Source organism: Loktanella sp. IMCC34160 (assembly GCF_004145845.1).
Lineage (GTDB): Bacteria > Pseudomonadota > Alphaproteobacteria > Rhodobacterales > Rhodobacteraceae > SELP01.
The window spans coordinates 397,951-423,546 of the sequence record NZ_SELP01000001.1 but is presented as its reverse complement, the minus strand read 5'-3'; the positions used below and the strand labels follow the sequence as shown (position 1 = coordinate 423,546).

At 62.7% G+C, this 25,596-nt stretch carries 24 protein-coding genes and 1 tRNA gene; 11 read left to right on the top strand and 14 right to left on the bottom strand.

Annotation, left to right across the window (positions count from 1 at the left end; genetic code table 11):
• Window positions 1-177: 177 nt before the first annotated feature.
• From EU803_RS02075 to EU803_RS02045, 7 genes are read left to right on the top strand one after another with little or no spacing between them, the layout of a single operon-like run.
• On the top strand, window positions 178-1,425 hold the full coding sequence (locus tag EU803_RS02075) for an AAA family ATPase (protein ID WP_129679265.1): 1,248 nt from the start codon (window positions 178-180) through the stop codon (window positions 1,423-1,425).
• Window positions 1,426-1,437: 12 nt separating this feature from the next.
• Window positions 1,438-2,907: a CpaF family protein gene (locus tag EU803_RS02070; protein WP_129679263.1), complete on the top strand. Its 1,470-nt coding sequence runs from the start codon at window positions 1,438-1,440 to the stop codon at window positions 2,905-2,907.
• Between the two features lie 5 nt (window positions 2,908-2,912).
• Window positions 2,913-3,881, top strand: coding sequence for a type II secretion system F family protein (locus tag EU803_RS02065; RefSeq protein WP_129679261.1), 969 nt, complete (start codon window positions 2,913-2,915; stop codon window positions 3,879-3,881).
• 7 nt (window positions 3,882-3,888) lie between these two features.
• Window positions 3,889-4,866 carry a type II secretion system F family protein gene (locus EU803_RS02060; protein WP_129679259.1) on the top strand — a complete coding sequence of 326 codons (978 nt, stop codon included), beginning with the start codon at window positions 3,889-3,891 and terminating at the stop codon, window positions 4,864-4,866.
• 10 nt (window positions 4,867-4,876) lie between these two features.
• Window positions 4,877-5,437 carry a tetratricopeptide repeat protein gene (locus tag EU803_RS02055; protein ID WP_129679258.1) on the top strand — a complete coding sequence of 187 codons (561 nt, stop codon included), beginning with the start codon at window positions 4,877-4,879 and terminating at the stop codon, window positions 5,435-5,437.
• 27 nt (window positions 5,438-5,464) lie between these two features.
• Complete coding sequence (locus tag EU803_RS02050) at window positions 5,465-6,322, top strand: tetratricopeptide repeat protein (RefSeq protein ID WP_129679256.1); 858 nt, start codon at window positions 5,465-5,467, stop codon at window positions 6,320-6,322.
• Window positions 6,323-6,324: 2 nt separating this feature from the next.
• A complete protein-coding gene (locus EU803_RS02045) occupies window positions 6,325-6,822 on the top strand; it encodes a prepilin peptidase (RefSeq protein ID WP_129679254.1) in 498 nt (165 codons plus the stop codon).
• Window positions 6,823-6,899: 77 nt separating this feature from the next.
• Here EU803_RS02045 and gndA read toward each other — a convergent pair whose 3' ends face one another.
• The gene (gndA, locus tag EU803_RS02040; RefSeq protein ID WP_129679252.1) at window positions 6,900-8,303 is read right to left on the bottom strand and encodes an NADP-dependent phosphogluconate dehydrogenase; all 1,404 of its coding nucleotides are present in this window, start codon (window positions 8,301-8,303) and stop codon (window positions 6,900-6,902) included.
• A gap of 89 nt (window positions 8,304-8,392) precedes the next feature.
• Here gndA and EU803_RS02035 point away from each other — a divergent pair, with 89 nt between their 5' ends.
• The 3 genes from EU803_RS02035 (at window position 8,393) to EU803_RS02025 (ending at window position 11,647) form a co-directional block, all read left to right on the top strand.
• Window positions 8,393-8,854: an NUDIX hydrolase gene (locus tag EU803_RS02035; protein ID WP_129679250.1), complete on the top strand. Its 462-nt coding sequence runs from the start codon at window positions 8,393-8,395 to the stop codon at window positions 8,852-8,854.
• 141 nt (window positions 8,855-8,995) lie between these two features.
• A complete protein-coding gene (locus EU803_RS02030) occupies window positions 8,996-10,477 on the top strand; it encodes an inorganic phosphate transporter (RefSeq protein ID WP_129679248.1) in 1,482 nt (493 codons plus the stop codon).
• A gap of 159 nt (window positions 10,478-10,636) precedes the next feature.
• On the top strand, window positions 10,637-11,647 hold the full coding sequence (locus tag EU803_RS02025; RefSeq protein WP_129679246.1) for a cupin domain-containing protein: 1,011 nt from the start codon (window positions 10,637-10,639) through the stop codon (window positions 11,645-11,647).
• A 198-nt stretch (window positions 11,648-11,845) separates the two neighbouring features.
• Here EU803_RS02025 and argF read toward each other — a convergent pair whose 3' ends face one another.
• The 3 genes from argF to EU803_RS02010 all read right to left on the bottom strand — a co-directional run bounded on the left by argF (window position 11,846) and on the right by EU803_RS02010 (window position 14,981).
• Window positions 11,846-12,772, bottom strand: coding sequence for an ornithine carbamoyltransferase (gene argF, locus EU803_RS02020; protein WP_129679244.1), 927 nt, complete (start codon window positions 12,770-12,772; stop codon window positions 11,846-11,848).
• 20 nt (window positions 12,773-12,792) lie between these two features.
• Entirely contained in the window at window positions 12,793-13,968 is a 1,176-nt protein-coding gene (locus tag EU803_RS02015; RefSeq protein ID WP_129679242.1) for an aspartate aminotransferase family protein, read from the bottom strand.
• A 209-nt stretch (window positions 13,969-14,177) separates the two neighbouring features.
• A complete protein-coding gene (locus EU803_RS02010) occupies window positions 14,178-14,981 on the bottom strand; it encodes an ABC transporter permease (protein WP_129679240.1) in 804 nt (267 codons plus the stop codon).
• A gap of 133 nt (window positions 14,982-15,114) precedes the next feature.
• Between EU803_RS02010 and EU803_RS02005 the strand changes: the two genes are divergently transcribed.
• A complete protein-coding gene (locus EU803_RS02005; protein WP_129679238.1) occupies window positions 15,115-15,714 on the top strand; it encodes a GcrA family cell cycle regulator in 600 nt (199 codons plus the stop codon).
• Window positions 15,715-15,785: 71 nt separating this feature from the next.
• On the opposite strand, the gene EU803_RS02000 is transcribed toward EU803_RS02005, so the two are convergent.
• The 10 genes from EU803_RS02000 to rpsD form a co-directional block, all read right to left on the bottom strand.
• Window positions 15,786-16,793 (bottom strand): ABC transporter ATP-binding protein, encoded by a 1,008-nt coding sequence (locus EU803_RS02000; RefSeq protein ID WP_129679236.1) that lies wholly within the window; start codon window positions 16,791-16,793, stop codon window positions 15,786-15,788.
• Window positions 16,794-16,806: 13 nt separating this feature from the next.
• Window positions 16,807-17,637: a carbohydrate ABC transporter permease gene (locus EU803_RS01995; protein ID WP_129679234.1), complete on the bottom strand. Its 831-nt coding sequence runs from the start codon at window positions 17,635-17,637 to the stop codon at window positions 16,807-16,809.
• Window positions 17,637-18,617, bottom strand: coding sequence for a sugar ABC transporter permease (locus EU803_RS01990; protein ID WP_129679232.1), 981 nt, complete (start codon window positions 18,615-18,617; stop codon window positions 17,637-17,639). Before EU803_RS01990 ends, EU803_RS01995 begins: the two co-directional genes overlap by 1 nt.
• An 83-nt stretch (window positions 18,618-18,700) precedes the next feature.
• Complete coding sequence (locus tag EU803_RS01985) at window positions 18,701-19,978, bottom strand: ABC transporter substrate-binding protein (protein WP_129679230.1); 1,278 nt, start codon at window positions 19,976-19,978, stop codon at window positions 18,701-18,703.
• A 176-nt stretch (window positions 19,979-20,154) separates the two neighbouring features.
• Window positions 20,155-21,177, bottom strand: a complete 1,023-nt coding sequence (locus EU803_RS01980; protein ID WP_129679228.1) for a LacI family DNA-binding transcriptional regulator — start codon at window positions 21,175-21,177, stop codon at window positions 20,155-20,157.
• 225 nt (window positions 21,178-21,402) lie between these two features.
• A tRNA-Ser gene (locus EU803_RS01975) sits at window positions 21,403-21,492 on the bottom strand.
• Between the two features lie 66 nt (window positions 21,493-21,558).
• Window positions 21,559-22,656 carry a redox-regulated ATPase YchF gene (gene ychF / locus EU803_RS01970; RefSeq protein ID WP_129679226.1) on the bottom strand — a complete coding sequence of 366 codons (1,098 nt, stop codon included), beginning with the start codon at window positions 22,654-22,656 and terminating at the stop codon, window positions 21,559-21,561.
• Between the two features lie 71 nt (window positions 22,657-22,727).
• Window positions 22,728-23,648: a prephenate/arogenate dehydrogenase family protein gene (locus tag EU803_RS01965; protein WP_129679223.1), complete on the bottom strand. Its 921-nt coding sequence runs from the start codon at window positions 23,646-23,648 to the stop codon at window positions 22,728-22,730.
• Complete coding sequence (gene hisC, locus EU803_RS01960) at window positions 23,648-24,733, bottom strand: histidinol-phosphate transaminase (protein WP_129679221.1); 1,086 nt, start codon at window positions 24,731-24,733, stop codon at window positions 23,648-23,650. Before hisC ends, EU803_RS01965 begins: the two co-directional genes overlap by 1 nt.
• Window positions 24,734-24,892: 159 nt before the next feature.
• Window positions 24,893-25,513 (bottom strand): 30S ribosomal protein S4, encoded by a 621-nt coding sequence (gene rpsD, locus EU803_RS01955; protein WP_129679219.1) that lies wholly within the window; start codon window positions 25,511-25,513, stop codon window positions 24,893-24,895.
• Between the last annotated feature and the right edge of the window lie 83 nt (window positions 25,514-25,596).

Genomic DNA, 25,596 nt, shown 5'->3' with positions numbered 1-25,596 from the left:
TTTTCCCGTTATCGTCCCCTGATTTCGCACAATTACAGTCTTTTGGCCGCAATCTGGTCACGTTTGTCCCCGATGGTCATCGGCAATGGGACAACCATGTCCGGATGATTCCGGCATCGGTTCCGGGCAACAGGCTGTTTTTTCGCCCGGGATCGCAAGTTAAAAGGACGACTGGCAATGAGTGGGACTGCCCTTCTTCAACCTGAACCGATGCCGTTGGTGGCGTGCACGGTCAGCCGTGATGTTCAGATTTTCGATCTGCTGATCGAGGATATGGAAACCGCGCTTGGCGAACGCTGGGGCGACCTGGGATTCGAGGATGCGCTGGCATTCCTTGCCCAGCCCGAAGCGCGGGCGCTTGAATTCCTGGCAATTGCGCTGGACGCCGAGGACGAGGCGGACCTGACCCCGGTGACCCGGGTGATCGCAACCGCAAAATCCATGGGCATCAAGGTGATCCTGATCACCGAAGATGTCAGCCCGGCCTCGCTGCACGCCCTGTTGCGCGAAGGCGGCGATGAATTTGTCCCCTACCCGCTTCCCGAAGGTGAACTGGCCCAAGCCATCGAGCGGGTTCTGACCCCGGAAGAGGAAGAACCCGTCGCCCCGGAAATTCAGAACAAGCTGAAGGCGACAGGCGACCGGTCCGGCGTCGTGATCCCGGTGCAAGGCATGGCCGGCGGCGTCGGTGCCACGACCTTTGCCGTGAACCTTGCGTGGGAACTGGCAAATATCGAAAAGAACGACCCGCCGCGCGTGGTCCTTCTGGATCTCGATTTCCAGTTCGGCAGCGCCTCGACCTATCTGGACCTGCCCCGCCGCGAGGCAGTTCTGGAAATGCTCAGCGACACCGAGGCGATGGACAGCGATGTCTTCATGCAGGCCCTTTTGTCCTACAATCAGCGGCTTCAGGTGCTGACCGCGCCGACCGATCTGATCCCGATGGACCTGGTCGGGCCGGCCGATATCGAACGGATCATTGAAACCGCCCGTGTCAATTTCGACTACGTGGTCATCGACATGCCCACGACCATGGTCGAATGGAGCCAGACGGTTCTTGAAGCGGCGCATGTCTATTTCGCCCTTCTGGAACTGGACATGCGGTCGGCCCAGAACACCCTGCGACTGAAGCGGGCGCTGCAGGCCGAGGAATTGCCCTTTGACAAGCTGCGGTTCCTTCTGAACCGCGCGCCCAAGTTCACCGACCTGAACGGCAAGGCAAGGGTCAAACGGCTGGCTGAAAGCCTTGGCATTTCGATCGAAGTGCAACTGCCCGATGGCAGCAAGCAGGTGGCCCAGGCGGATGACCACGGGATGCCCCTGTCGGAAACCGCGCCCAAGAACCCCTTGCGCAAAGAAATCCTGAAACTGGCGACTTCCGTGCACGAGGTGAACACCTCGGACGCGATGGAAGCCCGCGGATAAGGCAGAGACGCGATGTTTTCCAAGTACAAGAAGGTATCGACAACCGGCCCCGCGGCGGCCCCGGCTTCCAAGCCGGTGTCGCGGCTTGACGCGCTCAAGGCGGCCCCCGCCGCCAATGCCGCCCCCGAGGCGGAAGCCCGCAAGTCGCTGATGAAGACCATGCCGAGCCGGGCAGCCGAAGCGCGCCCGGGAGACAAGGACAAGAAGCGCAAGGAACGGCTGGGCGAAATCAAGCTTGAGCTGCACAAGGCGCTTCTGGACAACCTGAACCTTGCCGCCCTTGAAAAGGCGACAGAGCAGGACCTGCGGCAGGAAATCAACTCCATCGCCACCGAAACGCTGGAGGAGATGGGCGTTGTCCTGAACCGGGAAGAGCGGCAGGCGCTCAACCAGGATCTTTATGACGAAGTGACGGGCCTTGGCCCGCTTGAAACGCTTCTGAAAGACGACACCGTCAACGATATTCTGGTCAACGGGCCGCAGCAGATTTTCGTCGAACGGGACGGCAAGCTGCAGTTGACCGACGTCACCTTCAAGGATGAACGCCACCTTCTGCGGATCATCGACAAGATCGTGTCCGCCGTGGGCCGCCGCGTCGATGAATCGAACCCCTATGTCGACGCGCGTCTTGCGGACGGGTCGCGTTTCAACGCCATGGTCGGACCGATCGCGGTGGATGGATCGCTGGTGTCGATCCGGAAATTCAAAAAGGAAAAGCTGGGCATTGATGACCTTGTCCGCTTTGGTGCCTTTTCCGAAGAAATGGCCGCCTACCTTCAGGCCGCCGTCGCCACCCGGCTGAACGTGATCGTGTCGGGGGGGACCGGCTCTGGTAAGACGACCACGCTGAACGCCCTGTCGTCCTTCATCGACGACAGCGAACGCATCCTGACGATCGAGGATACGGCGGAACTTCAGCTGCAACAGACCCATGTGGGCCGGATGGAAAGCCGCCCCGCGAACGTCGAAGGCAAGGGCGCGGTCAGCCAGCGCGACTGTCTGCGCAACGCGCTGCGGATGCGTCCTGACCGGATCATCGTGGGGGAAACCCGGGGCGAGGAAGTCATCGACATGTTGCAGGCCATGAACACGGGCCACGACGGGTCCATGACCACGATCCACGCCAACAGCGCCCGCGACGGGGTCAGCCGCCTGGAAAACATGATCGCGATGGCCGGGATCGAAATGCCGATCAAGGCAGTCCGGTCCCAGATCGCCAGCGCTGTGAACCTGATCGTGCAGGCCAGCCGCCTGCAGGACGGGTCGCGCCGCATGACCTCGATCACCGAGATCACCGGTATGGAAGGCGACGTGATTTCGATGCAGGAAGTGTTCCGCTTTCAGCGCGTCGGCCTGACGCCGGACAACAAGATCATCGGCCATTACACCGCGACCGGGGTCCGGTCGCACTTTTCCGAACGGTTCCGGCTGTGGGGTTACGACCTGCCGGCGTCGATCTTTGAACCCTTCGCGGCGGAGTAGAACAGATGACGATCTCGGCAGAACCGATCATCTACGGATTGATCTTTGTCGCCGTCCTGGTGCTGGTCGAAGGCCTGTATCTGACGGTTTTCGGCAAGTCGATCAGCCTCAACAGCCGCGTCAACCGGCGGCTTGAACTGCTGGAAAAAGGCGCGGGCCGCGAACAGGTGCTTGAACAGCTCCGCAAGGAGATGACCCAGCACCTCAGATCGCAGTCGATCCCGCTGTATTCGATCCTTGCGTCGAAGGCGCAGAAGGCCAACATCGCCTTCACCCCGTCGCAGCTGATCATGATCATGGGCGTTCTGTCGGTCGTGGCCTATGTCGGCCTGACCATGGGCACCGGGGCCGGCGCGCCGGTGCGGATTGCCGTGGCCATCGCGATGGGCGTCGGCGGCGTCTACATCTGGGTCAACAACAAGGCCAAGAAGCGGACCTCCATGATCGAGGAACAGCTTCCCGACGCGGTAGAACTGATGGTCCGGTCGCTGCGCGTTGGTCACCCGTTTTCCTCGGCCGTTGCCATCGTGTCGAAAGAGGTCGCCGACCCGCTGGGCACAGAGATGGGCGTGATTTCGGACGAGGCCGCTTATGGCCGCGACATGGGCGAAAGCCTGAAGGCCATGGCCGAACGGATGGACATGCAGGATTTGCGTTTCCTTGCCGTTGCGGTGACGATCCAACAGCAGTCGGGTGGTAACCTGGCCGAGATCCTTGACGGTCTGTCCAAGGTGATCCGGTCCCGCTTCAAGCTGTTCCGCCGGGTCAAGGCCATCACCGCCGAAGCCAAGTGGTCAGGCATGTTCCTGTCTGTCTTCCCGCTTCTCGCGCTGGTCGGCATCAACGTGCTGCAACCGGATTACTATGACGAGGTGAAGGAAACCTCGGTCTTTATCCCGGCCTGTCTGGTCGTTGCGGGCTTCCTTGTCGCGAACGTCTTCGTCATGCGCCACCTTGTCAACATTAAGGTCTGAGGCAGTCATGGAATTCCTGAACCAAATCAACACCATGCTGACCGACATGCTGGGCCCCTTCGGGCCGCTGCTGGCGCTTGGTTTCCTTGGGGTCGTGATGATCCTTGTGACGCTACCGATCCTGATGAAGAAGCAAGAGGATCCGCTGTCCAAGCTGAAGTCCTCGACCCAGACGCAGGCCGCCCCGACGGCGGCAAAACTGCGCACCAGTTCGGGCAAGGACAAGCTGGAGAAATACTCCAACTTCCTCGAACCGCAGGACGAAGAGGAATATTCGGCCGTCAAGCTGAAGCTCTTGCAGGCGGGCTACCGGTCCAAGAATGCCGTGCGGCTTTACCACTTTTCCCAGTTCGCGCTGGGGATTGCCCTGCTTCTGGTCGGTGTCGGCTATGCCATCCTGAAATCCTCGACCGGGGAACCGTCGACGCAGGCAACGATCCTGTCGATCCTGATCCCCGGCGCGGCGGGCTACATGCTGCCCAAATATTGGGTGACCCGGCGGCAGGGTGAACGCCAGAAGGCGATCGAAAACGGCTTTCCCGACAGCCTTGACATGATGCTTGTCTGCGTCGAGGCTGGTCAGTCGCTGGACCAGTCCATCATCCGGGTGGCCCGCGAAATGCGCTCCGGCTTTCCGGCGCTGGCCGATGAGTTTGAGATGGTCAGCTATGAAATGAAGGCCGGTAAGGACAAGACACAGGTTCTGCGCGACATGCAGGAACGCTGTGGCGTGCCGGATGTGACCTCCTTTGTGACCGTGCTGATTCAGTCGCAGCAGTTCGGGACATCCATCGCCGAAGCGCTGCGGGTCTATTCGTCTGAAATGCGGGACAAGCGGGTGATGCGGGCCGAGGAAAAGGCCAACACCCTGCCCACCAAGATGACGCTGGCCACCATGATGCTCACGGTTCCGCCACTTCTCATCATTCTGATTGGCCCCTCGATCTATGACATCTATGATACGCTGAGCAACGCGAACTTCTAAGAGCAGCCTCATGCGTTTCACATCACTGGTTCTTGCCGCGGCCGCCTGCGCCGCGCTGGCCGCCTGCACGCCGGGCGGCCTGAACCGTGGGGACGGGGTCTATGCCCCCGGCGTCGCGGGCGAGACGGATGTGGATGGGCTTCTCGTCGGTCATCGGCTGATGGCGGCCGGCGAATACGAACTGGCGCTCAAGGCCTATACCCGCGCCGCCGCGCAGCAGGGGTTGAACGTCGATACCCTCTCGGCGCTCGGGTCGGCCAACCTGCGGCTGGGGCGGTTGGGTCAGGCGGAACGGCTGCTGCGCCGCGCCGTCGAAGAAGACGCCGATTTCGCCGCCGCTTGGAACAACCTGGGCGTGGTCCTGATGGAAAAGGGCCTGATCGGCGAGGCGGCAGAAGTGTTCCGTCGCGCCTATGCAACGGACAATGGCAATTCCGACCAAATCCGGGACAACCTGCGCTTGGCGCTCGCTTTGTTGGAAAATCCCGGTTATTCTGCCGAGCAAGAGAACGAAGAGTTCCAACTGGTGCGGCGGGGAGCGGGCGATTACGTGATCCTGACTGCGCCTTGAGGCAAGAGCAGCAAAGGACGCAGATCAATGCGCCATTCCGTAATTCTCACCCTGTCGATGCTGGGCGTCGTCACCCTGTCCGCCTGTGAACAATCGGGCGATGCGGCCGTGGCCCGCGCCATGCAGGACGTGAACGTTGTCGACGAAACCAACCTGAACGACGTGATGCTGACCGTGGCTGACCCGAACGAGGCGGTCGCCTATTTCCAGCGCGCCAGCGCCAACGATCCGGGCCGGATCGACCTGATGCGCGGGCTTGGCCTGTCGCTGGTGCGGGCCGGTCGCGCGCCCGAAGGCGTTGTCGCGTGGAAGGCCGTTGTCGACCACGCCGAGTCCAATGACGGCGACCGCGTCGAGCTGGCCGGTGCCCTGATCCGAGACAACCAATGGGACCGCGCCGAAGAGGTGCTGAACGCCATTCCCCCGACCTACGAAACCTACGACCGTTACCGGCTGGAGGCCATGGTTGCCGACAGCAACGAGGACTGGAGCCGCGCCGACAGTTTCTATGAAACCGCGGTGGGGCTGACCACGAAACCGGGCGGGGTTCTGAACAACTGGGGCTATTCGAAACTGACCCGTGGCGATTTCGATGGGGCCGAACGGCTGTTCACCGACGCGCTGCGCCATGATCCGCAGATGTTCACCGCCAAGAACAACCTCGTTCTGGCCCGCGGCGCCCAGCGCCAGTATGACCTGCCAGTCATCCCGATGGGCCAGGTCGAACGCGCCCAGCTGCTCTATACCCTCGCCCTGACGGCGGTGAAGCAGAACGACATCACCATCGCAAAGGGTTTGCTGCGCGAAGCCATCGACACTCACCCGCAGCATTTCGAGGCCGCGGTGCGCAGCCTGCGGGCGCTTGAAGACAACGTGACGAACTAGGAATGGGCGGACCGACCCTGACACAGGCGGCGTGGTTTCTGCCCGCCGTAATCCCGATTGGCCTGTTTGTCGCCTATAGCGACCTGTCGCGGATGAAGATCCCCAACATCGCGGTCTATGCCCTTGTCATCGCCTTTGCGGTGCTTGGGCTGGCGGCCCTGCCGCTTGAGGTCTGGCTGTGGCGCTGGACCCATCTGGCGGTGGTGCTGATCGTTGGGATGGTTCTGAACGCGATCGGCGCCTTCGGGGCCGGAGACGCCAAGTTTCTGGCCGCCGCCGCGCCCTTTGTGGCCCTGTCCGACCTGTCGCTGATCTTCTACCTGCTTGCCGGCAGTTTCATCGCCGGGTGGCTGGCCCACCGGATCGCGAAACACAGCCCGCTTCGGCGGATCGCCCCCAATTGGCAAAGCTGGGAATCCGGGAAACGGTTCCCGATGGGGTTCCCGCTGGCGATGGCGCTGATCCTCTACCTGCTGATCCCGGTCATCCGGGCGATCTAGGGTCCGTGTGGGTTTAAACCCACCTTACGGTCTTGCGACCCAGCCCCGCAAGGTGGGTCTTGACCCACCCTGCCCGGTCAGTCCCACCAAGGTCCGTGGCTGCCCGCCTCTCCGCCGATCCGTTCGAAGCCGTGCATCCCGAAGAAATCCCGCTGCGCCTGGATCAGGTCGGTGGTGCCGCGCCCCTGCCCCATGGTTTCCACCCAGGCCAGTCCGGCCGACAGCGCGGGCACCGGATGCCCCGCCCCGACCGCCGCGGCCACGACCCGGCGCAGCGCCGGAACCGCATCGCGCAGCATCCCAGCAAAGCTGGACGCGAAGATCAACTGCCCCTCGGGCAGGTCCCCCCGGAACGCGGCCGAGATATCGTCCAACAGCGCCGAGCGAATGATACAGCCCGCCCGCCAGATCTCGGCGATGCGGGCGAAATCGAGGCCCCAGTCGTAATCCGCAGAGGCCGTGGCGAGGATGCGGAACCCCTGCGCATAGGCAATGATCCGACCGGCAAGCAGCGCGGATGCGTAGTCCGACGCGGGCAGGTCCACCGCCCCGCGCGGCAACGACAGGATCGGCTCTCCGGCAACGCGGGTCGCCTTTTCAGACGACCAGCTGCGCGCGCCCACGGCGGCCTCGATCGCGCTGGCGGACTGGCCCATCTTAAGCGCCTCGATCACGGTCCAGCGCCCGGTGCCCTTTTGCCCCGCCCGGTCAAGGATCACGTCCACCGCCGGCTTGCCGGTTTCGCGGTCCACCGCCTGCAACACCTTGCCGGTGATTTCGACCAGATAGGATTTCAACACGCCCTTGTCCCACTCTTCGAACCGCGCGCCAATCTCGGCCGGGGCCATGCCCTGCCCATAGCGCATCAGCCCATAGGCTTCGGCCAGCATCTGCATGTCGGCGTATTCGATCCCGTTGTGCACGGTCTTGACGAAATGCCCCGCCCCGTCCGGGCCAAGGTGATCGGCGCAGGGCGACCCGTCGAACTTGGCCGCGATGGCGTCGATCACCGGCTTGATCCCCTCGAATGCCGCCCGCGTGCCGCCGACCATGATCGACGGGCCGTGGCGCGCGCCTTCTTCGCCCCCCGAGACACCCATGCCGATGAACGTCAGCCCCCGCCCTTCAACCAACGCGGTGCGGCGGCGGGTGTCGTGGAAATCTGTATTGCCCGCGTCGATGATCGCATCGCCCGGCTCAAGGATCGCGGACAGCTCCTCGATCGCGTCATCGACAGGTGCGCCTGCGGGGACCATGAGGATGATCGCGCGGGGGGCGGCCATGGCACGGGCCATGTCGGCAAGACTGGCGTGCGTGGTCAGGCGGGCGGCAAGGGCCCCCGCCTCGGCTCGGAAGGCGCTGGTCACGGTCTCGGTCCGATTGGCGACATGCAGGCCGAACCCGTTATCAAGGATGTTCAGCGCCAGCGCGCTGCCCATCGTTCCCAGCCCATACAGTCCAAGCGTCGCGATCTGGGCCATGCGCCAGTCTCCATTCCGTTATTTGAAACCATGTTCAGCATTTGTTATACGATAGGGAATACAATTAAAAACAATTGGCAGGTATCGGGATGACATCGATTTTTCGCTCGGCTTGGGCCGGGGTAATTGAACCGCTTTTGAAACGCCCCCCGGCGTTGCAACTGGCGGCATTGTGCTGGCGCAACGGCGCAAACGGGCGCGAGGTGCTGCTGATCACATCGTCCAATGGCCGCTGGATCCTCCCCAAGGGCTGGCCCATCGACGGGCTGACCGCGCCCGAGGCGGCGCTTCAGGAAGCCTGGGAAGAGGCCGGGGTCAAGACCGGCAAGGCCAGCAAGTCCTCGATGGGGGCCTATGACTGCCGCAAGCGGTTTGACAGCGGATCGGAAATCCCCTGCCGGACCGAAGTGTTCGAGGTCGAGGCGATCGAGGTCGCAGAGGACTACCCCGAAAGCGAGATGCGCAAGCGCCGTTGGGTCACCCCGGCGGACGCGGCAGAGATGGTGGCCGAACCGGGACTGAAGGTCATTCTGGCCGCATTCGCGGATTAATCTCTTCCGCTGATCGGGTTTTCGTTGAAATGAAGGATCGGGGCGGATACCCCGCGCCCCAAAGTGTGGCTGAATCGGACCGGGTCCGTCGGCGCCACAACACACGGGTGGCACGGCCCGGGCAACGACAACGAGGACGCGATGACCAACAAGACCCCCACCAACCAGTGGAAGACGCTCGACCGCGACCTTGGGCGGATCGCGACGCTGGAATCGGCCACCCAATATGTTGCCCGCCCGATGATCGGGCTGGGTGTCGGGCTGGCCTTCATGGTGATTGCCGGGCTTGCGGCAGGGCTTCTTTTCGGCGCCTCCCCAACCAATTGGGTCGTGATCGCTGCGGCGATTTTCGGGGCCTATATGGCGCTGAACATCGGGGCCAACGACGTGGCCAACAACATGGGCCCGGCGGTGGGCGCAAATGCGCTGACCATGGGCGGGGCCATTGTGATTGCCGCCCTGTGCGAAAGCGCGGGGGCGCTTCTGGCCGGGGGCGACGTGGTGTCGACCATCTCCAAGGGGATCATCGACCCTGAAAGCGTGTCGAATTCACAGGTCTTCATCTGGGCGATGATGGCGGCGCTGATTTCCTCGGCGCTGTGGGTCAACCTGGCCACCTGGATCGGCGCACCGGTATCGACCACCCATTCGGTTGTGGGCGGCGTTATGGGGGCGGGCATTGCCGCTGCCGGGTTCGCCGCGGTGAACTGGCCCACGATGGGCACGATTGCCGCAAGCTGGGTCATCTCTCCGGTTCTGGGCGGGGCCATCGCGGCGGGCTTCCTTGCCTTCATCAAGACCTTCATCATCTATCAGGACGACAAGATTGCCGCCGCGCGCCGCTGGGTGCCGGTGCTGATCGGGATCATGGGCGGCACCTTCGCCACCTATCTTGCCCTCAAGGGTCTGAAGAAAATCATATCGATCGACCTCGGGCCCGCCCTGCTGATCGGCGTCGGGATCGGGGCGCTGATCTATGTCATCTCTGCCCCGCTGGTTCGGCGGCAGTCGGAAGGGCTGGAAAACCGGAACAAGTCGCTCAAAGTGCTGTTCGGTCTGCCGCTGGTTCTGTCCGCCGCGCTTCTGTCGTTCGCTCACGGGGCCAACGATGTGGCCAACGCGGTCGGCCCGCTTGCCGCCATCGTCCACGCCGAAGAGTTCGGTGAATTCGCGGGCAAGGTGCATATCCCCCTCTGGGTCATGATCATCGGCGCCTTCGGGATTTCCTTTGGCCTGATGCTGTTCGGGCCGAAACTGATCCGGATGGTCGGCAGCCAGATCACCAAATTGAACCCGATGCGCGCCTATTGCGTGGCGCTGTCTGCGGCGATCACCGTGATCGTGGCCAGTTGGCTAGGGCTGCCGGTGTCGTCCACCCATATCGCCGTCGGCGGCGTGTTCGGTGTCGGGTTCTTCCGGGAATGGCACGCCGAACGGCGTATTCGCCAGACCTCTGCCGGCCGCCCCGCCGCCAAGCGGATCGCGGCAGAGGAACGGCGCCGCCGCAAGCTGGTCCGGCGCAGCCATTTCATGACAATCGTCGCGGCCTGGGTCATCACCGTGCCTGCCGCGGCGCTTCTGTCGGGGCTGATCTTCCTCGGCCTTCAGGCGATGTTCGTCTGATCCCCGACCAAGGGTTGCGAAGAGCCGGTTTCCTGCAGGAATGGCGCTGACCAACCCCGGGGACCCGAGAAGACCAAGACGAAAGACATCCTCGCCGAAGTTCTCTTGCCCACGCAGGAGCTTCGCGACGACCTACCCTTTTTCACCAAGGTTTTGGGGATGCGGCTGGAAAACATCTTTCCCGCCGATGACCCGGCGGTTGCCTCTTTCTCGGGTCATGGGCTGCGGGTGCGGATCGAAAAAGGGGCCGACGTGCCGCCGGGCAAGATCCGGATCCTGACCGACGACCCCGACAGTTTCGCAGATGGGAAACGGAACCTGACCGCCCCCAATGGCACAAGGATCGAACTTGTGCCGCTCAGCCCGAAACTGGTTCAACCGCCCACGGAACATGAATTCGGCGTGCGTCAACTGCGCGACGGGGCGCCTTGGGTGATTGGCCGGGCGGGGATGCATTACCGCGACCTGATCCCGTCGCGGCTGGGCGGCGCGATGATCGCCAGCCATATCCGAATCCCCGACGGCGGCCCGGTGCCTGACATGGTTCACTACCACACCGTCGGGTTCCAGTTGATCTTCTGCTACAAGGGCTGGGTCGATGTCCTCTATGAGGATCAGGGGGATATGATCCGGCTGCATGCGGGCGATTGCGTGATCCAGCCGCCGGAAATCCGGCACCGGGTCTGCGAAGCCTCTGACGCGATCGAGGTAATCGAACTGGGCGTTCCGGCCGAACATATCACCACCATCGACCATGATTTCACCCTGCCCAATGGCAAGGGCGACCCCGAGCGGGAATGGCAGGGCCAGAAATTCGTCCATCATGTGAAGGACAGGGCCCGCTGGCAACCGTTCCGCGTTCCCGGCTTCACCTGCCGGGATACGGGCATATCCGCGGGCACCAAAGGGGTCGCCAATATTCAGGTCGCCCGCTTCGACGGCAGCGCAACGCCGCCCCGCACTTCCCACGACAGTGACATCCATTTCACCTTTGTGATGGAGGGGGCGATGGTCCTGCAGGCCGAGGGCCAGCCTGACCACCCGGTCGAGGCCGGGGATGCCTTCGTGATCCCGCCCGGCCTGGCAACCCGCTATGCCGAGTGCTCCGCCGATCTGGAACTGTTGGAAGCGAGCCTGCCCGGGAATTTCCGAACCGAAATTCTGGAGTAGGGAGGGTGGGTTGAAACCCACCTTACTCTTGAGGGGCGCTGCCCCTCTGGCCCTATCGGGCCATTCACCCCGGGATATTTATTGACCCAAAGAAGGGGGCTGGACCGCGGTCCCTTCTTCTTTGGGTTAGAAATATCCTCTGGGGGTCCGGGGGGCGAAGCGCCCCCGGGTAAGGTGGGTTTTAACCCACCCTCCCGGTCAGGCCCCGAGGCACCAGCGCATGATGGCCTTTTGCGCGTGCAGCCGGTTCTCCGCCTCGTCGAAGATCACCGAATGCGGGCCGTCCATGACTTCGGACGTGGCCTCGTCGTCGCGGTGCGCGGGCAGGCAGTGCATGAACAGCGCGTCGGGCTTGGCCCGTTCCATCAGTGCCGCGTTCACCTGATAGCCGCGCAGCTGGTTGTGCCGCCGTTCACGGGCCGATTGCGGATCGTGCATGCTGACCCATGTGTCGGTGACCACAAGGTCCGCCCCGTCCACGGCCTTCACCGGGTCGCGTTCGATGCTGATGTTCACGCCCTTGGCGCGCGCCTCTTCCACGAAGACCTTTTCGGGGTCCAGCGTTTCTGGCCCGGTAAAGGTCAGGTCGAACCCGAACTGACCGGCAGCGTGGATGAAACTGGCACAGACGTTGTTGCCGTCGCCCGACCAGACCACCTTTTTCCCGGCGATCGGGCCGCGGTGTTCTTCGAAGGTCAGGATATCGGCCATGATCTGACAGGGGTGGGTCCGGTCCGTCAGCCCGTTGATCACCGGCACGCTGGCATATTCCGCCATTTCCAGCAGGGTTTGTTCTTCGAATGTCCGGATCATGATCAGGTCGACATAGCGCGACAGGACGCGGGCCGTGTCGGCGATGGTTTCGCCATGCCCAAGCTGCATGTCGGCTCCGGACAGGACCATCGTCTGCCCCCCCATCTGCCGTACACCCACGTCAAAGCTGACGCGGGTCCGGGTCGAGGGCTTTTCAAAGATCAGGGCAACCATATGCCCCGCCAGCGGCTGATCGTCGTCCGGCGTGCCCTTGGGCCGTCCGTTGCGGCTGTCCTTCATCGCCCGGGCATTGTCGATCATGGCCCGCAGGTCGGACTGGCTCGTCTTGTTGATATCAAGGAAATGCTTCATCTGTCGTCTCTTTCTGCCGCTCAGGCCCCAAGGGCGCTTGCGGCCTTGTCCAACCGGGCCACGGCCTCGGAAATCTCGTCTTCGGTGATGGTCAGCGCCGGCAGAATGCGGATCACATTGTCGGCGGCGGGCACGGTCAGCACTTCGGCGTCATAGCCTGCCTTGACCACATCGGCGTTCACCGCCTTGCATTTCAGCCCAAGCATGAGGCCGGTTCCCCGCACCTCTTCGAACACCTCGGGGTGCGCGGCGACCAGCCCTTCCAGCTTTTGCCGGAACAGACCCGCCTTGCGGTTCACATCGGCAAGAAAACTGTCCTCGGCAACAATCCCCATCACCGCATTGCCCACCGCACAGGCCAGCGGGTTGCCGCCATAGGTGGACCCGTGGGTGCCCGCCGTCATCCCGTCGGCGGCCGCTTCGGTGGCCAGCACGGCGCCCAGCGGGAAACCCCCACCGATCCCCTTGGCCACCATCATGATGTCGGGGCTGACCCCGGCCCATTCATGGGCAAACAGCTTGCCGGTCCGGCCGACGCCGCATTGCACCTCGTCCAGCATCATCAGAATGCCGTGTTCGTCGCACAGATCGCGCAGCCCCTTCAGACAGGCGTCCGGCAGCGGGCGAATGCCGCCCTCGCCCTGCACCGGTTCGACAAGGATACCGGCGATATCCGGTTCGGCGGCGGCGGCACGCAGGGCTTCGTGATCCCCCCATTTCAGGTGGACAAAGCCGGGCAGAAGCGGGCCGAAGCCCTTGGTCATCTTTTCCGACCCGGCAGCGGCGATCCCGGCGGCGGACCGGCCGTGGAAAGACCCCTCGAACGTGATGATCTTCACCCGCTCGGGCTGACCGGCGTCGTAGAAATGCTTGCGCGCCATCTTGACCGCCAGTTCGCAGGCCTCGGTGCCCGAGTTGGTGAAGAACACCGTATCGGCAAAGGTCTTTTCGACCAGCGCATCGGCCAGCGCCTGCTGCGCCGGGATCTGATAAAGGTTCGACACGTGCCACAGGTTTTGCGCCTGCTGGGTCAGGGTTTCCACCAGCGCGGGATGGGCATGGCCCAGCGAATTCACCGCGATCCCCGCGCCGAGGTCCAGAAAACGTCGGCCGTCCGCCTCCTCCAGCCAGGAGCCTGCCCCCTTCACAAAGGTGAGGGGCGCGCGATTGTAAGTCGGAAGGACGGATGTGATCATGGGAATAGCCCTGAAAAGATGAAGCCAGAGTGGTGCCGCAGGCACCGGGGCAAGTCAACGCGTTTGGAAGGCATGAGGACGCAAAAAGACGCCCGGCGCGTGTCAGCGTCGGCGTCGGGTCGTGGAAATGGTCGCGTGCATCGTCATGCGACGACCCTTAGGGCATCCCGCACTGATTGAAAAGCGCAAAATTGGGGTAATATTGCCCGTTATGGCTTGAGCCGGTACCCACTTCGGAACCAGCGCCAGCAGATGGTCAGCACCACGCCGCAAGCCAGCGCGGCGATCCACAGCCCCCGTTCCGGCGGGCTGTCGGACACCCCGATCATGCCGAACCGCACCCCGTCGATGATGTAGAAGAACGGGTTCACATGGCTGAGGGTTTGCAGGACCGGCGGTAGCGCGTCGATCGAATAGAACGTGCCGGATAGGAACGACAGGGGCGTGACAACGAAATTGGTGATTGCGGCCAGCTGGTCATATTTGTTGGCAAAGATCGCCGCGATCAGCCCCAGACCGCCCATGAAGACGGACCCAAGCACGACAAAGGTCAGCGCCCACAGCGGATGCGCCAGCCCGACCCCAAGGAACAGCGCCGACCCGGCCGCGATCACCACGGCCACGATCAGCCCGCGCGCCACCGCCCCCGCGATATAGCCCGCGACCAGTTCGGCGGGCGACAGGGGCGGCATCAGCGTATCGACGATATTGCCCTGCACCTTGGCCGATGTCAGCGACGAGGCGGAATTGGCGAATGCGTTCTGGATCACCGTCATGGTCAGGATGCCGGGGGCAAGGAACTGCATGAAGGGCATGCCCATGACATCCCCCCGCGACGGGCCGATGGCGATGGTGAAGATCATCAGGAACAGACCGGCGGTGATCAGCGGTGCCATGATGGTCTGGGACCAGACGTTCATGAACCGCAGCACCTCACGCCGGGCAAGGGTATAAAGCCCCAGCCAGTTGACCGCGCCGAACCGACGCACACCCATTTCCGCCCTGTCTTCCATGCCACACCTGCCCCTTGATCGATTCGACCGCTTGTATCCCGCGCTACTGTGCTTAGAATAGGGGGCTGACCCAAGATGCAAGGCCGGGCCGGCCCAGACTGCCCCCCCGCCCCAGATAGCCAAAGGAACCGACATGTCCTGGACCGACGAACGCGTCGAGCTGTTGAAAAAGATGTGGGGCGAAGGCCAGTCCGCAAGCCAGATCGCAAAGGAACTGGGCGGTGTGACCCGCAATGCCGTGATCGGCAAGGTGCACCGGCTGGGCCTGTCGAACCGGTCCGGCGGTGGTGGCACCGGCGGCGCCGCGGCGGCCAAGCCGGCGACCAAGGAAAAGCCGGCCCCCACCAAGGCCAAGGCGGAACCAAAGGCGCCGTCCAAGCCCAAGGCCGACCCGAAGCCTGCCGCCGAGAAGGAAGAGACCGATCCGGCGCCGATCCCGATGAGCGCCGCACGCCGTGCCATCATTCCCGCGGGCCAGCCTCTGCCGCCGCAGCCTTCGACCAATGAAATTGACCCGGAGGCGCTTGCCAAGGTGAACGAGGTGGAAAAGACCGCCAAGAAACTGTCGCTGATGGAACTGACCGAGCGGACCTGCAAATGGCCCATCGGCGACCCCGCGACAGAAGAATTCTGGTTCTGCGGCCTGCCCGCACAGCAGGGCAAACCCTATTGCGAGGCGCATGTGGGCGTGGCGTTCCAGCCGATGTCGTCGCGCCGGGATCGCCGCCGCTAGGACACCGGACCAAGAATTGAAAAGGGGCGCGGAAGTGATCCGCGCCCCTTTTCATTTGCTTTGTCGCCCCGTTACTTAATCGGGCGCCCGTCTTCGCCAAAGCGGTGGACGTGGCCATCCTTCGGACGCAGCGACACTTCGCGGCCCAGAACGCCGGTGTTCTTGCCGGCCTGCCGCACGATCACCGGTTCGTCCGAACCGACATCGACAAAGAGGAAGTGATCGGACCCAAGGTCTTCGGTGTGAACGATCTTGCCGGTCCAGATGCCCTGCCCGTCTTCAGCCAGTTCCAGATGCTCGGAGCGGATGCCAAGCGTGCTGCAATCGAAGGCCTTGGCGAAATCGCCAGTCAGGAAGTTCATCTTGGGCGACCCGATGAAGCCCGCCACGAAGGTGGAGTTCGGGCTGTCATACAGCTCTGCCGGGGTGCCGACCTGTTCGACCAGTCCGTCGCGCAGCACGCAGATGCGGTCGGCAAGTGTCATCGCCTCGACCTGGTCATGGGTGACGTAGATCATCGTCACGTCTTCCATGTCATGGTGCAGCTTGGCGATCTCCAGACGGGTCTGGACCCGCAGCGCCGCATCAAGGTTCGACAGCGGTTCGTCGAACAGGAACACGCGCGGATCGCGGACGATGGCCCGGCCAATGGCCACACGCTGACGCTGGCCACCGGACAATTGCTTGGGCAGGCGATCCAGCAGGTGGTCGATCTGCAGAAGGTCGGCGGCCTTGCGCACGCGTTCGTCCTGTTCCGCCTTCGACGCCTTGGCCAGCTGCATCCCGAAGGCCATGTTGTCGTAGACGGTCATATGCGGATAGAGCGCGTAGCTTTGGAACACCATCGCGATGCCGCGCTTGGACGGGATCACGTTGTTGACCACTTCATCGTCGAATAGCAGGTCGCCGCTGGTGATCTGTTCCAGACCGGAAATCAGCCGCAGCAGCGTGGACTTGCCACAGCCCGACGGGCCGACGAAGACCATGAATTCGCCCTTGCGGATATCAAGGTCGATCCCCTTGATGACTTCGACCGCGCCATAGGACTTTCGGACGTTCTTGAGTTGGATGTTTGCCATAATTTCTCTCCGATCAGCCTTTGACGCCGCCTGCGGTCAGGCCCGCGACGATCTTGCGTTGGAAGATGAGCACCAGAATGATCAGCGGCACGGTCACGATGACACTGGCCGCCATGATCGGGCCCCATGGGATTTCCTGCACCGACGCCCCGGACAGAAGCGCGATGGCCACGGGCACAGTGCGCTGGGTTTCCGAGATGGTGAAGGTGAGCGCGAAGAGGAATTCGTTCCACGCTCCGATGAAGGCCAGAAGCCCGGTGGTGACAAGGGCCGGCCACAGAAGCGGCAGGAACACCTTGGTGATGATGATCCAGGGGGTCGCGCCATCGACGATGGCCGCCTCTTCGATCTCGACCGGCAGTTCCCGCATGAAGGTGGTCAGAACCCAGACGGTGAACGGCAAAGTGAAGATCGTGTAGGACAGGACCAGCGCATAGGGGCTGTTATACAGGCCCAGCAGGTTGACCAGTTCGTAGAGCCCCGACAGAACCGCAATTTGCGGGAACATCGACACCCCAAGGATCGTCATGAGCAACAGGCCCCGCCCCCGGAACCGCACCCGCGCCAAGGCATAGGATGCGGTCACCGCCAGCAGGAGAGCGAAGAACACCGTGGTCGAAGCGATCAGGACCGAGTTGAACACGGACCGAACAAAGCTGCGCTGGTTCAGGACGGATTCATAGTTGGCAAGATCGAAGGACTCCGGCAGGAAGTTCGGCTTGAAGATCGCCGTCCCCGTCTCAAAGCTGGTCATCACCGCGTAGTAGAACGGGAAGACCGCGATCACGACGATGACGACAACGCCGAAGTAGAACAGGATGTTTTGCAGAAGGGTACGTTCCATCAGCTTTTCTCCCCGGCGAGGTCAACCTTGCCCAGCTTGATGTACAAGAGGACGAAGACCGTGATGATGACGAACAGAAGGGTCGACATGGCAGAGCCTTCACCGTAGTCGCCGAACTGCTGGATTTCGCGGTAGCTGAGAACCGACATGGTCACGGTCGCGTCGGACTGCGGTGTCAGCAGGTAGATCAGGTCGAAGATCCGCAGGGCATCGAGCGCCCGGAAGATGACCGCGACCATGATCGCAGGCCGCAGCAGCGGCAGCGTCACCTTGAAGAAGACCTTGACGGCGTTGATCCCGTCCAGTCGCGCCGCTTCGTACATGTCGCGCGGGATCATCTGAAGCCCGGCAAGAATGAGAAGCGCCATGAAGGGTGTTGTCTTCCACACGTCCACGATCAGCACTGCAATCATCGCCGTATCGGCAGAAGCCGTCCACGCGATGGGTTCGCTGATCAATCCGATGCTCAGCATCATGTGGTTGATGATCCCGAACTGGTCATTAAGCATCCAGCCCCACATCCGCGCCGACACGACGGTCGGGATCGCCCAGGGGATCAGGATTGCAGCGCGCACAAGGCCGCGACCCTTGAATTCCATGTTGAGAACCAGCGCGACCATAAGGCCGAAGAAGGTCTCAAGCGCCACCGACACGATCGAGAACCGGACCGTGTTCCAGACCGCGTTCCACCAGTCGCCATCGACCAGCACGCCGCGCCAGCGGACCTCGCCGTTCGACCGGACCCGCCGTTCGATGTAGTTGTCGAACCCGATCCAATCGGACTGGCCGTTGAAAATCGTGTTCGCGGATGCATCTGTGAATGAGAAGCTGATCGAGCGGAACAGCGGCCAAGCGGCCACAAGCGCAAGCATGATCAGCATTGGAACCAGGAACATATAGGCCGCGCGGACCCGTTGCTGTTGCAGATTAAGTTCCCGGCCACGGCCACGTTGTGCCGTGTTGACATCTGATGTCGACATTGTCCCCTCCCGGAAAGTGCCCTCCCCATCAGGGGATCGGTAGGCACCGGGCGTTGCCCGCCCGATGCCGTTTCTGGTTAGGCTTACTTATCCAGAAGATCTTCGAGATCGACTTCCAGATCGGCCAGCGCGTCGGCAGCCGACTCTTCGCCCGAGATCACAGAGTGAACAGCGGTGAAGAACAGGGTCGAGACTTCGTTATAGTCCTGGCGGGTCGGAGCCGACGGACGCGGCACGGCCTGCAGGAAGACGTCTTTCCACTGCGGGATGATCGGCTGCGCGGCGGCGATATCGGCATCGTCATAGAGCGACATGATCGTCGGCAGGTTCGATTCATTGATCGCGCGCTGCTTCTGGGCCTCGGGGCCAGCGAGGTACATGGCCAGCGAAATCGCGGCTTCCTGGCTATCCGAGTACTTGGACACGGCGACGTTCCAGCCGCCAAGGGTGGCGGCCGAGGTGTCGTGGCCCTGACCGGTGGGCAGGGTGGTCACGGCGAACAGGCCTTTGACAGCCGAGTCGTCGCCATTGCCGAGGCCGTAGGCATAGGGCCAGTTGCGCATGAACACGGCGTTGCCGGTCTGCCAGACGCCGCGAGCTTCTTCTTCCTGATAGGCCAGAACGCCTTCGGGAGAGATGGTGCCCGGCCAGGTGGCGGCCAGTTCCAGCGCCGCGATGGCGTTGGGGTTGTTGATCGAGATGGTCCCATCGGGCTCGATGATCTGGCCACCGCCGGAGGACTTCACCCATTCCAGCGCGTCACAGGTCAGGCCTTCGTAGGAGTTACCCTGCCAGACGAAACCCCAGAGGTCATTGTTGCCTTCGGCACGCTCTGCGTCCTGAATGGCCTGAGCCATCTCGGTCAGCTCTTCCCAGGTCGACGGCGGGGCGTCATAGCCGTGCTTTTCCAGGAGGTCGGTGCGGTAGTAGAGCGCCGGGGCGTCGGTGAAGATCGGCAGGGCGACCAGACGGCCGTCCACGGTCTGCGATTCAACGATCGACGGGAAGTGCGTGGTCATCAGTTCGCCGGCAACTTCGGACATGTCCACGAAGTGGTCAGCCAGCTGCGGCGCCCAGATCACGTCGGTCTGGTACATGTCGATGTCACCGTTACCGGCGGCAAGCCACAGGCGGTACTGACCGAATTGGTCGGTGGTCGAGGACGGCATCGGAACGATGGTCACGGTGTGGCCGGTCGCCTCTTCCCACGGCGCGACGAGCGCGGCGAAGTTTTCGATTGCGGCACCGGTGGCGCCGGAAACATAGGTGATTTCGTCAGCGGCGACGGTGGTCGCAGCAAAAGCAGCAGCCGAAACTACCGCCGACGTCCGCAGCAGAGCGGATTTCAAAGAGATCGTCATTTGGTTCCTCCCAGTTGTACTGGCCCAGCCCCCTAACTGGGACTGATCCAAAACGGCCCGGCTATTTACCGAAACGTTTCGGCAACGTTAGCGCCAACAGTTGCGATCCGTCAATATGATTCCTTCAGCATCCACCATCACCGTCCCCGGCGGCCTTTTTCACCGCCCGGTACGGGCTAACGCACCGCGACCGACCCCCGTTCGACCAGCGAATGAGGCCCCACTTCCTGCACCTCGGACAGGGGCGCACCGTCCAGTGTAGCGTTCAGAAACCGGGCCAGAGGTTCCCAACTATCCCCCAAGGGTGCCTCGGTTGTTGTCAGCCCCGAGCCAAGACTTTCGGCACTCACGTCTGGTAGCTTGTCATCATGCGCCACAACGGAAACGTCTTGCGGCACACGAAGCCCCATCGCGTTGAGAGCCGAGATAATTCCCTTTGCAATCCGCAGGTTACTGGCGATGATCCCCGTAGGCTTTGGTCCGTCCGATTGGAACATGCGCACTGTTTCCAGCAAACCAAGGTCTGCGGTCATCATGCCTGCCGCCTCGAACTGGGCGCGATTGGGCAACCCCCTTTCACGCAGGGCCTGCCGGTAGCCGTCAAACCGCCGCTCGACGAAAGATGCACCCGGATTGCCATTGATAATCGCGATTTCCCGGTGCCCGCGGTCCGCGAGATAAGCCGTCAGATCGTATCCGACAGCCATGTTGTCGATGTCGAAGAACGGATAGTCGGGCTCGTCCATGGTCTGCCCATGCAGAACGAAGGGCACGCTTCGAGACCGCAAGAAATTCACCCGAGGGTCCGCAACCATCGGGGTCATGATGATGAACCCGTCGATCGACCGGCTCCGAACCAACCTGTCATAGACGTCCAGATGGTCGCCCGCATCGTCCGGCATGTGCAACATGAACTGACGGCCAAGGCGGGAAAACTCCTTGGACAGCCCGGCGACGAACTGCATGAAATACCACGAGTCCGACGGGTCGGGCATGGTTGGATAAACCAGCCCCACGATACCCGATCGCCCGGTCACAAGCCGCCTTGCAAGAACATTTGCTTCGTAATTCAAGGACTTGGCGGCATCCCGCACTCGAACCTTGGTCTTTTCACTGACGTCGGCGTGATCGTTCAATGCCCGGCTAACCTGCGTCACCGACAGGCCCAGATGGCGGCTCAGATCCTTGAGTGTTGTCATATTCCCAACGCGCCAGCGCGCCTCCCGTTGACGCTATCATGTCAAACCGAAACGTTTTGGCAACTAGATTCACCCTAATCGACCCAAAACAATGCCCAGGGGACACCGGCAGGGCGGAAACAGGCAGGTCACCAAACCTGAATCATCCGACACAGACTGCCGGACCGCACCACTTCACGCCCCATCCCGAATGAGATGGGTCAAACAGACATACCGATGAAATGGTGGCGGAGCCGATGGGATTCGAACCCACGAGACCCTTCCGGGCCTACTCCCTTAGCAGGGGAGCGCCTTCGACCACTCGGCCACAGCTCCGCTGACCCGTCTAATGAAACACGTGCAGGGGGGCAAGAGGGCGAATGCGGGAAAATGCCTTTCCGGTCAGGTGTTGAACAGGAAGTGCAGAACGTCGCCGTCCTTGACGGTATAGCCCTTGCCTTCGGCCCGCATCTTGCCGGCTTCCTTGGCGCCCTGTTCCCCGCCCAAAGCCACGAAATCATCATAGGCAATGGTTTCGGCCCGGATGAACCCGCGTTCGAAATCCCCGTGGATCACCCCGGCGGCCTGCGGCGCAAGCGTGCCGGCGCGGATCGTCCAGGCGCGGGCCTCTTTCGGGCCGACGGTGAAATAGGTTTCAAGGTGCAACAGCTCGTATCCCGCACGGATCAACCGATCCAGACCGGCCTCATCCAGCCCCATCTCACCAAGGAACATCTCGGCCTCTTCCGCATCCAGCTGGCTGATCTCTTCCTCGATCTTGGCCGAGATGACGACAGCCCCTGCCCCCTGCGCCGCGGCCATTTCGGCGACCGCCTTGGAGTGGGCATTGCCGGTAGCGGCGTTCTCTTCCTCGACGTTGCAGACATAGAGGATGGGTTTCTGCGTCAGCAGTTGCAGCATCTTCCACGCCTTGGCGTCTTCGGCGTCAACCTGAACCGACCGGGCGGGCCGGTCGTTTTCCAACGCCTCTTGCGCGGCGGCAAGCAGCCGGTCCTGCTGCTGCGCCTCCTTGTCGTTGCCCTTCAGCTTGCGGACGAGGTTGGCGCGGCGCTTTTCGATGCTTTCAAGATCGGCGAACATCAGTTCCAGCTCGATCACCTGCGCGTCGTCGACCGGATCAACCCGGCCCTCGACATGCGTCACGTCGCCGTCTTCGAAACAGCGGACCACATGGGCGATGGCATCGCATTCGCGGATATTGGCAAGGAACTGGTTGCCGAGGCCCTCGCCCTTGGACGCGCCTTTCACCAGGCCCGCGATATCGACAAAGGTCATCCGGGTCGGGATGATCTGCTTGGACCCGGCGATTTCCGCCAGCTTGTCCAGACGCGGATCGGGCACCGCGACCTCGCCCACGTTCGGTTCGATGGTGCAGAAGGGGAAGTTCGCGGCCTGCGCCGCGGCGGTCTTGGTCAGCGCGTTGAAAAGGGTCGACTTGCCGACGTTCGGCAGACCCACGATGCCCATCTTGAAACCCATGTCCCGGTCCTTTGCGCGAAGAATGTTCCGGGCGCTTCTACGGCCCCCGAAGGGGCCATGCAAGCAAGGCGTCAGCCTTTCTTGGCAGGGGTCCGGCCAAAGTTCGGCGCATCGGTATCCTGCCCGGCCTCGATGATCCCGCGACGGATCGCGCGGGTCCGGGTGAAATAGGCATGCAGGTGGTCGCCATCACCGGTTCGGATCGCCCGTTGAAGGGCGAACAGCTCTTCGGTGAAGCGGCCAAGGATCTCCAGCGTGGCTTCCTTGTTGGTCAGGAAGACGTCGCGCCACATGGTCGGGTCACTGGCCGCAATCCGGGTGAAATCCCGGAAACCGGCGGCGGAATACTTGATGACCTCGCTGTCGGTTACCCGGCGCAGGTCGTCGGCGACGCCCACCATCGTATAGGCAATCAGGTGCGGCGTATGGCTGGTGACCGCAAGCACAAGGTCATGGTGTTCGGCGTCCATCTCTTCAACGTTGGACCCCATGCCTTCCCACAGCGCCCGCAGGCGGGAGGTTGCAGCCGCATCGGCGCCTTCAGGCACAAGAATGCACCAGCGGTTATCGAACAGCTCGGCAAAGCCCGACCGGGGGCCGGAATGCTCGGTCCCTGCAAGCGGGTGGGCTGGAATGAAATGCACGCCGTCGGGGATATGCGGGCCAACGGCCTCGATCACCGCCTTCTTCACCGATCCCACGTCCGACACGGTGGCCCCGGGCTTCAGCACCGGCGCGATTTCAGCGGCGACCGCCCCCATCGCGCCCACGGGCACGCAAAGCACCACAAGGTCCGCGCCTTCGGCCGCCTCTGCCGCGCTGTCGCACACCCGGTCGCACAGGCCGATGTCGCGGGCGGTGGCGCGGGTCTCGGCGGACCGGGCAAAGCCCGTGACCTCGCCCGCCAGCCCGGCGCGCTTGATCGCCCAGAACATCGACGAGGCAATGAGACCCAGCCCGATCAGGGCCACCCGATCATAGACCTGCGCCATCAGCGAACCCCTTTGAACTGGCCAATCACATGCACGACGCGGCGACAGGCGGATTCCTCGCCCACCGTGATCCGCAGCCCCTGCGGAAAGCCGTAGCCCCCCACCCGGCGCACGATGATCCCATCGGCCCGCAGCGCGGCATCACAGGCCGCGGCCTCTTCTTCAGAGTTGAACCGCGCAAGAACGAAGTTCGCCTGGCTTTCGTCCGCCGCGACACCGATATCGTTCAGCGCCTCGACCAGCCAGGCGCGGTTGCGGGCGTTGTCGGTCACGACCTTGGTCAGCCAGTCCTGATCGCGCACCGCCGCTTCGGCGGTGGCCAGTTGGGTCGGGGACAGGTTGAACGGCTGGCGGATGCGGTTCAGCACCTCGATGATCTCGACCGGGGCATAGCCCCAGCCAATCCGCAACCCGCCCAGCCCATAGGCCTTGGAAAAGGTGCGGGTCATGATGACGTTGTCGCGGGCCTCGACCAGGGACGCACCCCCGTCAGAGCCATCGGCAAATTCGGTATAGGCCCCGTCAAGCACCAGAAGCGCCTTTTCTGGAATGCCGTTGGCCAACCGGGCCAAATCCTTCTTCGACAGGATGGTGCCGGTCGGATTGCCGGGGTTGGTGATAAAGACGATCCGGGTTTTCGGGGTGCAGGCCGACAGGACCGCATCCACATCCACGCGGCGGTTCTTTTCGGGCACACAAACGGGTTTGGCCCCGACTGCATGGGCCAGGATCGGATACATTGCAAAGCCATGCTCGGTGTGGATAACCTCATCCCCTTTGCCGGCATAGGCCTGCGCCACGAATTGCAGCACCTCGTCCGAGCCGACGCCGCAGATGATCCGCGCGGGGTCCAGCCGGTGCACCTCGGCAATGGCGGCCCGCAGGTCGGCGTGATCGGTGCCGGGATAGCGATGCAGGGTTGCGGCGGTCTTGGCAAAGGCGGCTTTCGCCTTGTCCGACGGCCCATAGGGGCTTTCGTTGGCAGAAAGCTTCAACACCTCGGTCCGGCCCGCAATCGTGGCTTCGCCGCTTTTGTAAAGCGCGATCTCCATGATCCCCGGTTGCGGTTTGATCTTGCTGGCCATGGCCGTATTCCCTGACATCCCCGGCCCTTCCTTAGCGGCGGGGCGACCGGCTTTCCAGAGGCAAGACAGCGCAGGCGCAGGTTGTCTGACCCCTGTGGCAAAAAGGAAAAGGCCGCGGCGGTTTCCCGTCGCGGCCCCTCGAATGGATCGGCGCGAACCTTAGTTCTGCGCGTAGTATTCGATAACGAGGTTCGGTTCCATCTGCACCGCGTAGGGCACATCCGACAGACCCGGGGTCCGCACGAAGGTTGCGACCATCTTGGAATGGTCAACTTCGAGATAATCGGGAACGTCACGCTCCGGCAGTTGCGAGGCTTCGAGCACCAGCGCCATCTGCTTGGACTTCTGACGGACCTCGATCACGTCGCCTTCTTTCACGCGGTACGAAGGAATGTTCACTTTCTTGCCGTTCACGGTCACGTGGCCGTGGTTCACGAACTGGCGGGCAGCAAAGACGGTCGGCACGAACTTGGCGCGGTAGACGACGGCGTCCAGGCGGCGCTCCAGCAGGCCGATCAGGTTCTCGCCAGTGTCGCCCTTCACCCGTTCGGCTTCGGCGTAGATGCGGCGGAACTGCTTTTCGGTCAGGTCGCCGTAGTGACCCTTCAGCTTCTGCTTGGCGCGCAGCTGCAGACCGAAGTCGGACAGCTTAGCCTTGCGGCGCTGGCCGTGCTGGCCGGGGCCATATTCGCGGCGGTTGACCGGGGATTTCGGACGACCCCAGATGTTTTCGCCCATCCGGCGGTCAATTTTATACTTGGCAGAGGTGCGTTTGGTCACCGTCTGATCTCCTTCGAGTTATGCGAGGCCCCGAGGGGCCACTATGAAGGGCGTTGTCCTAACGGGCGGACCCGTGACAGGCA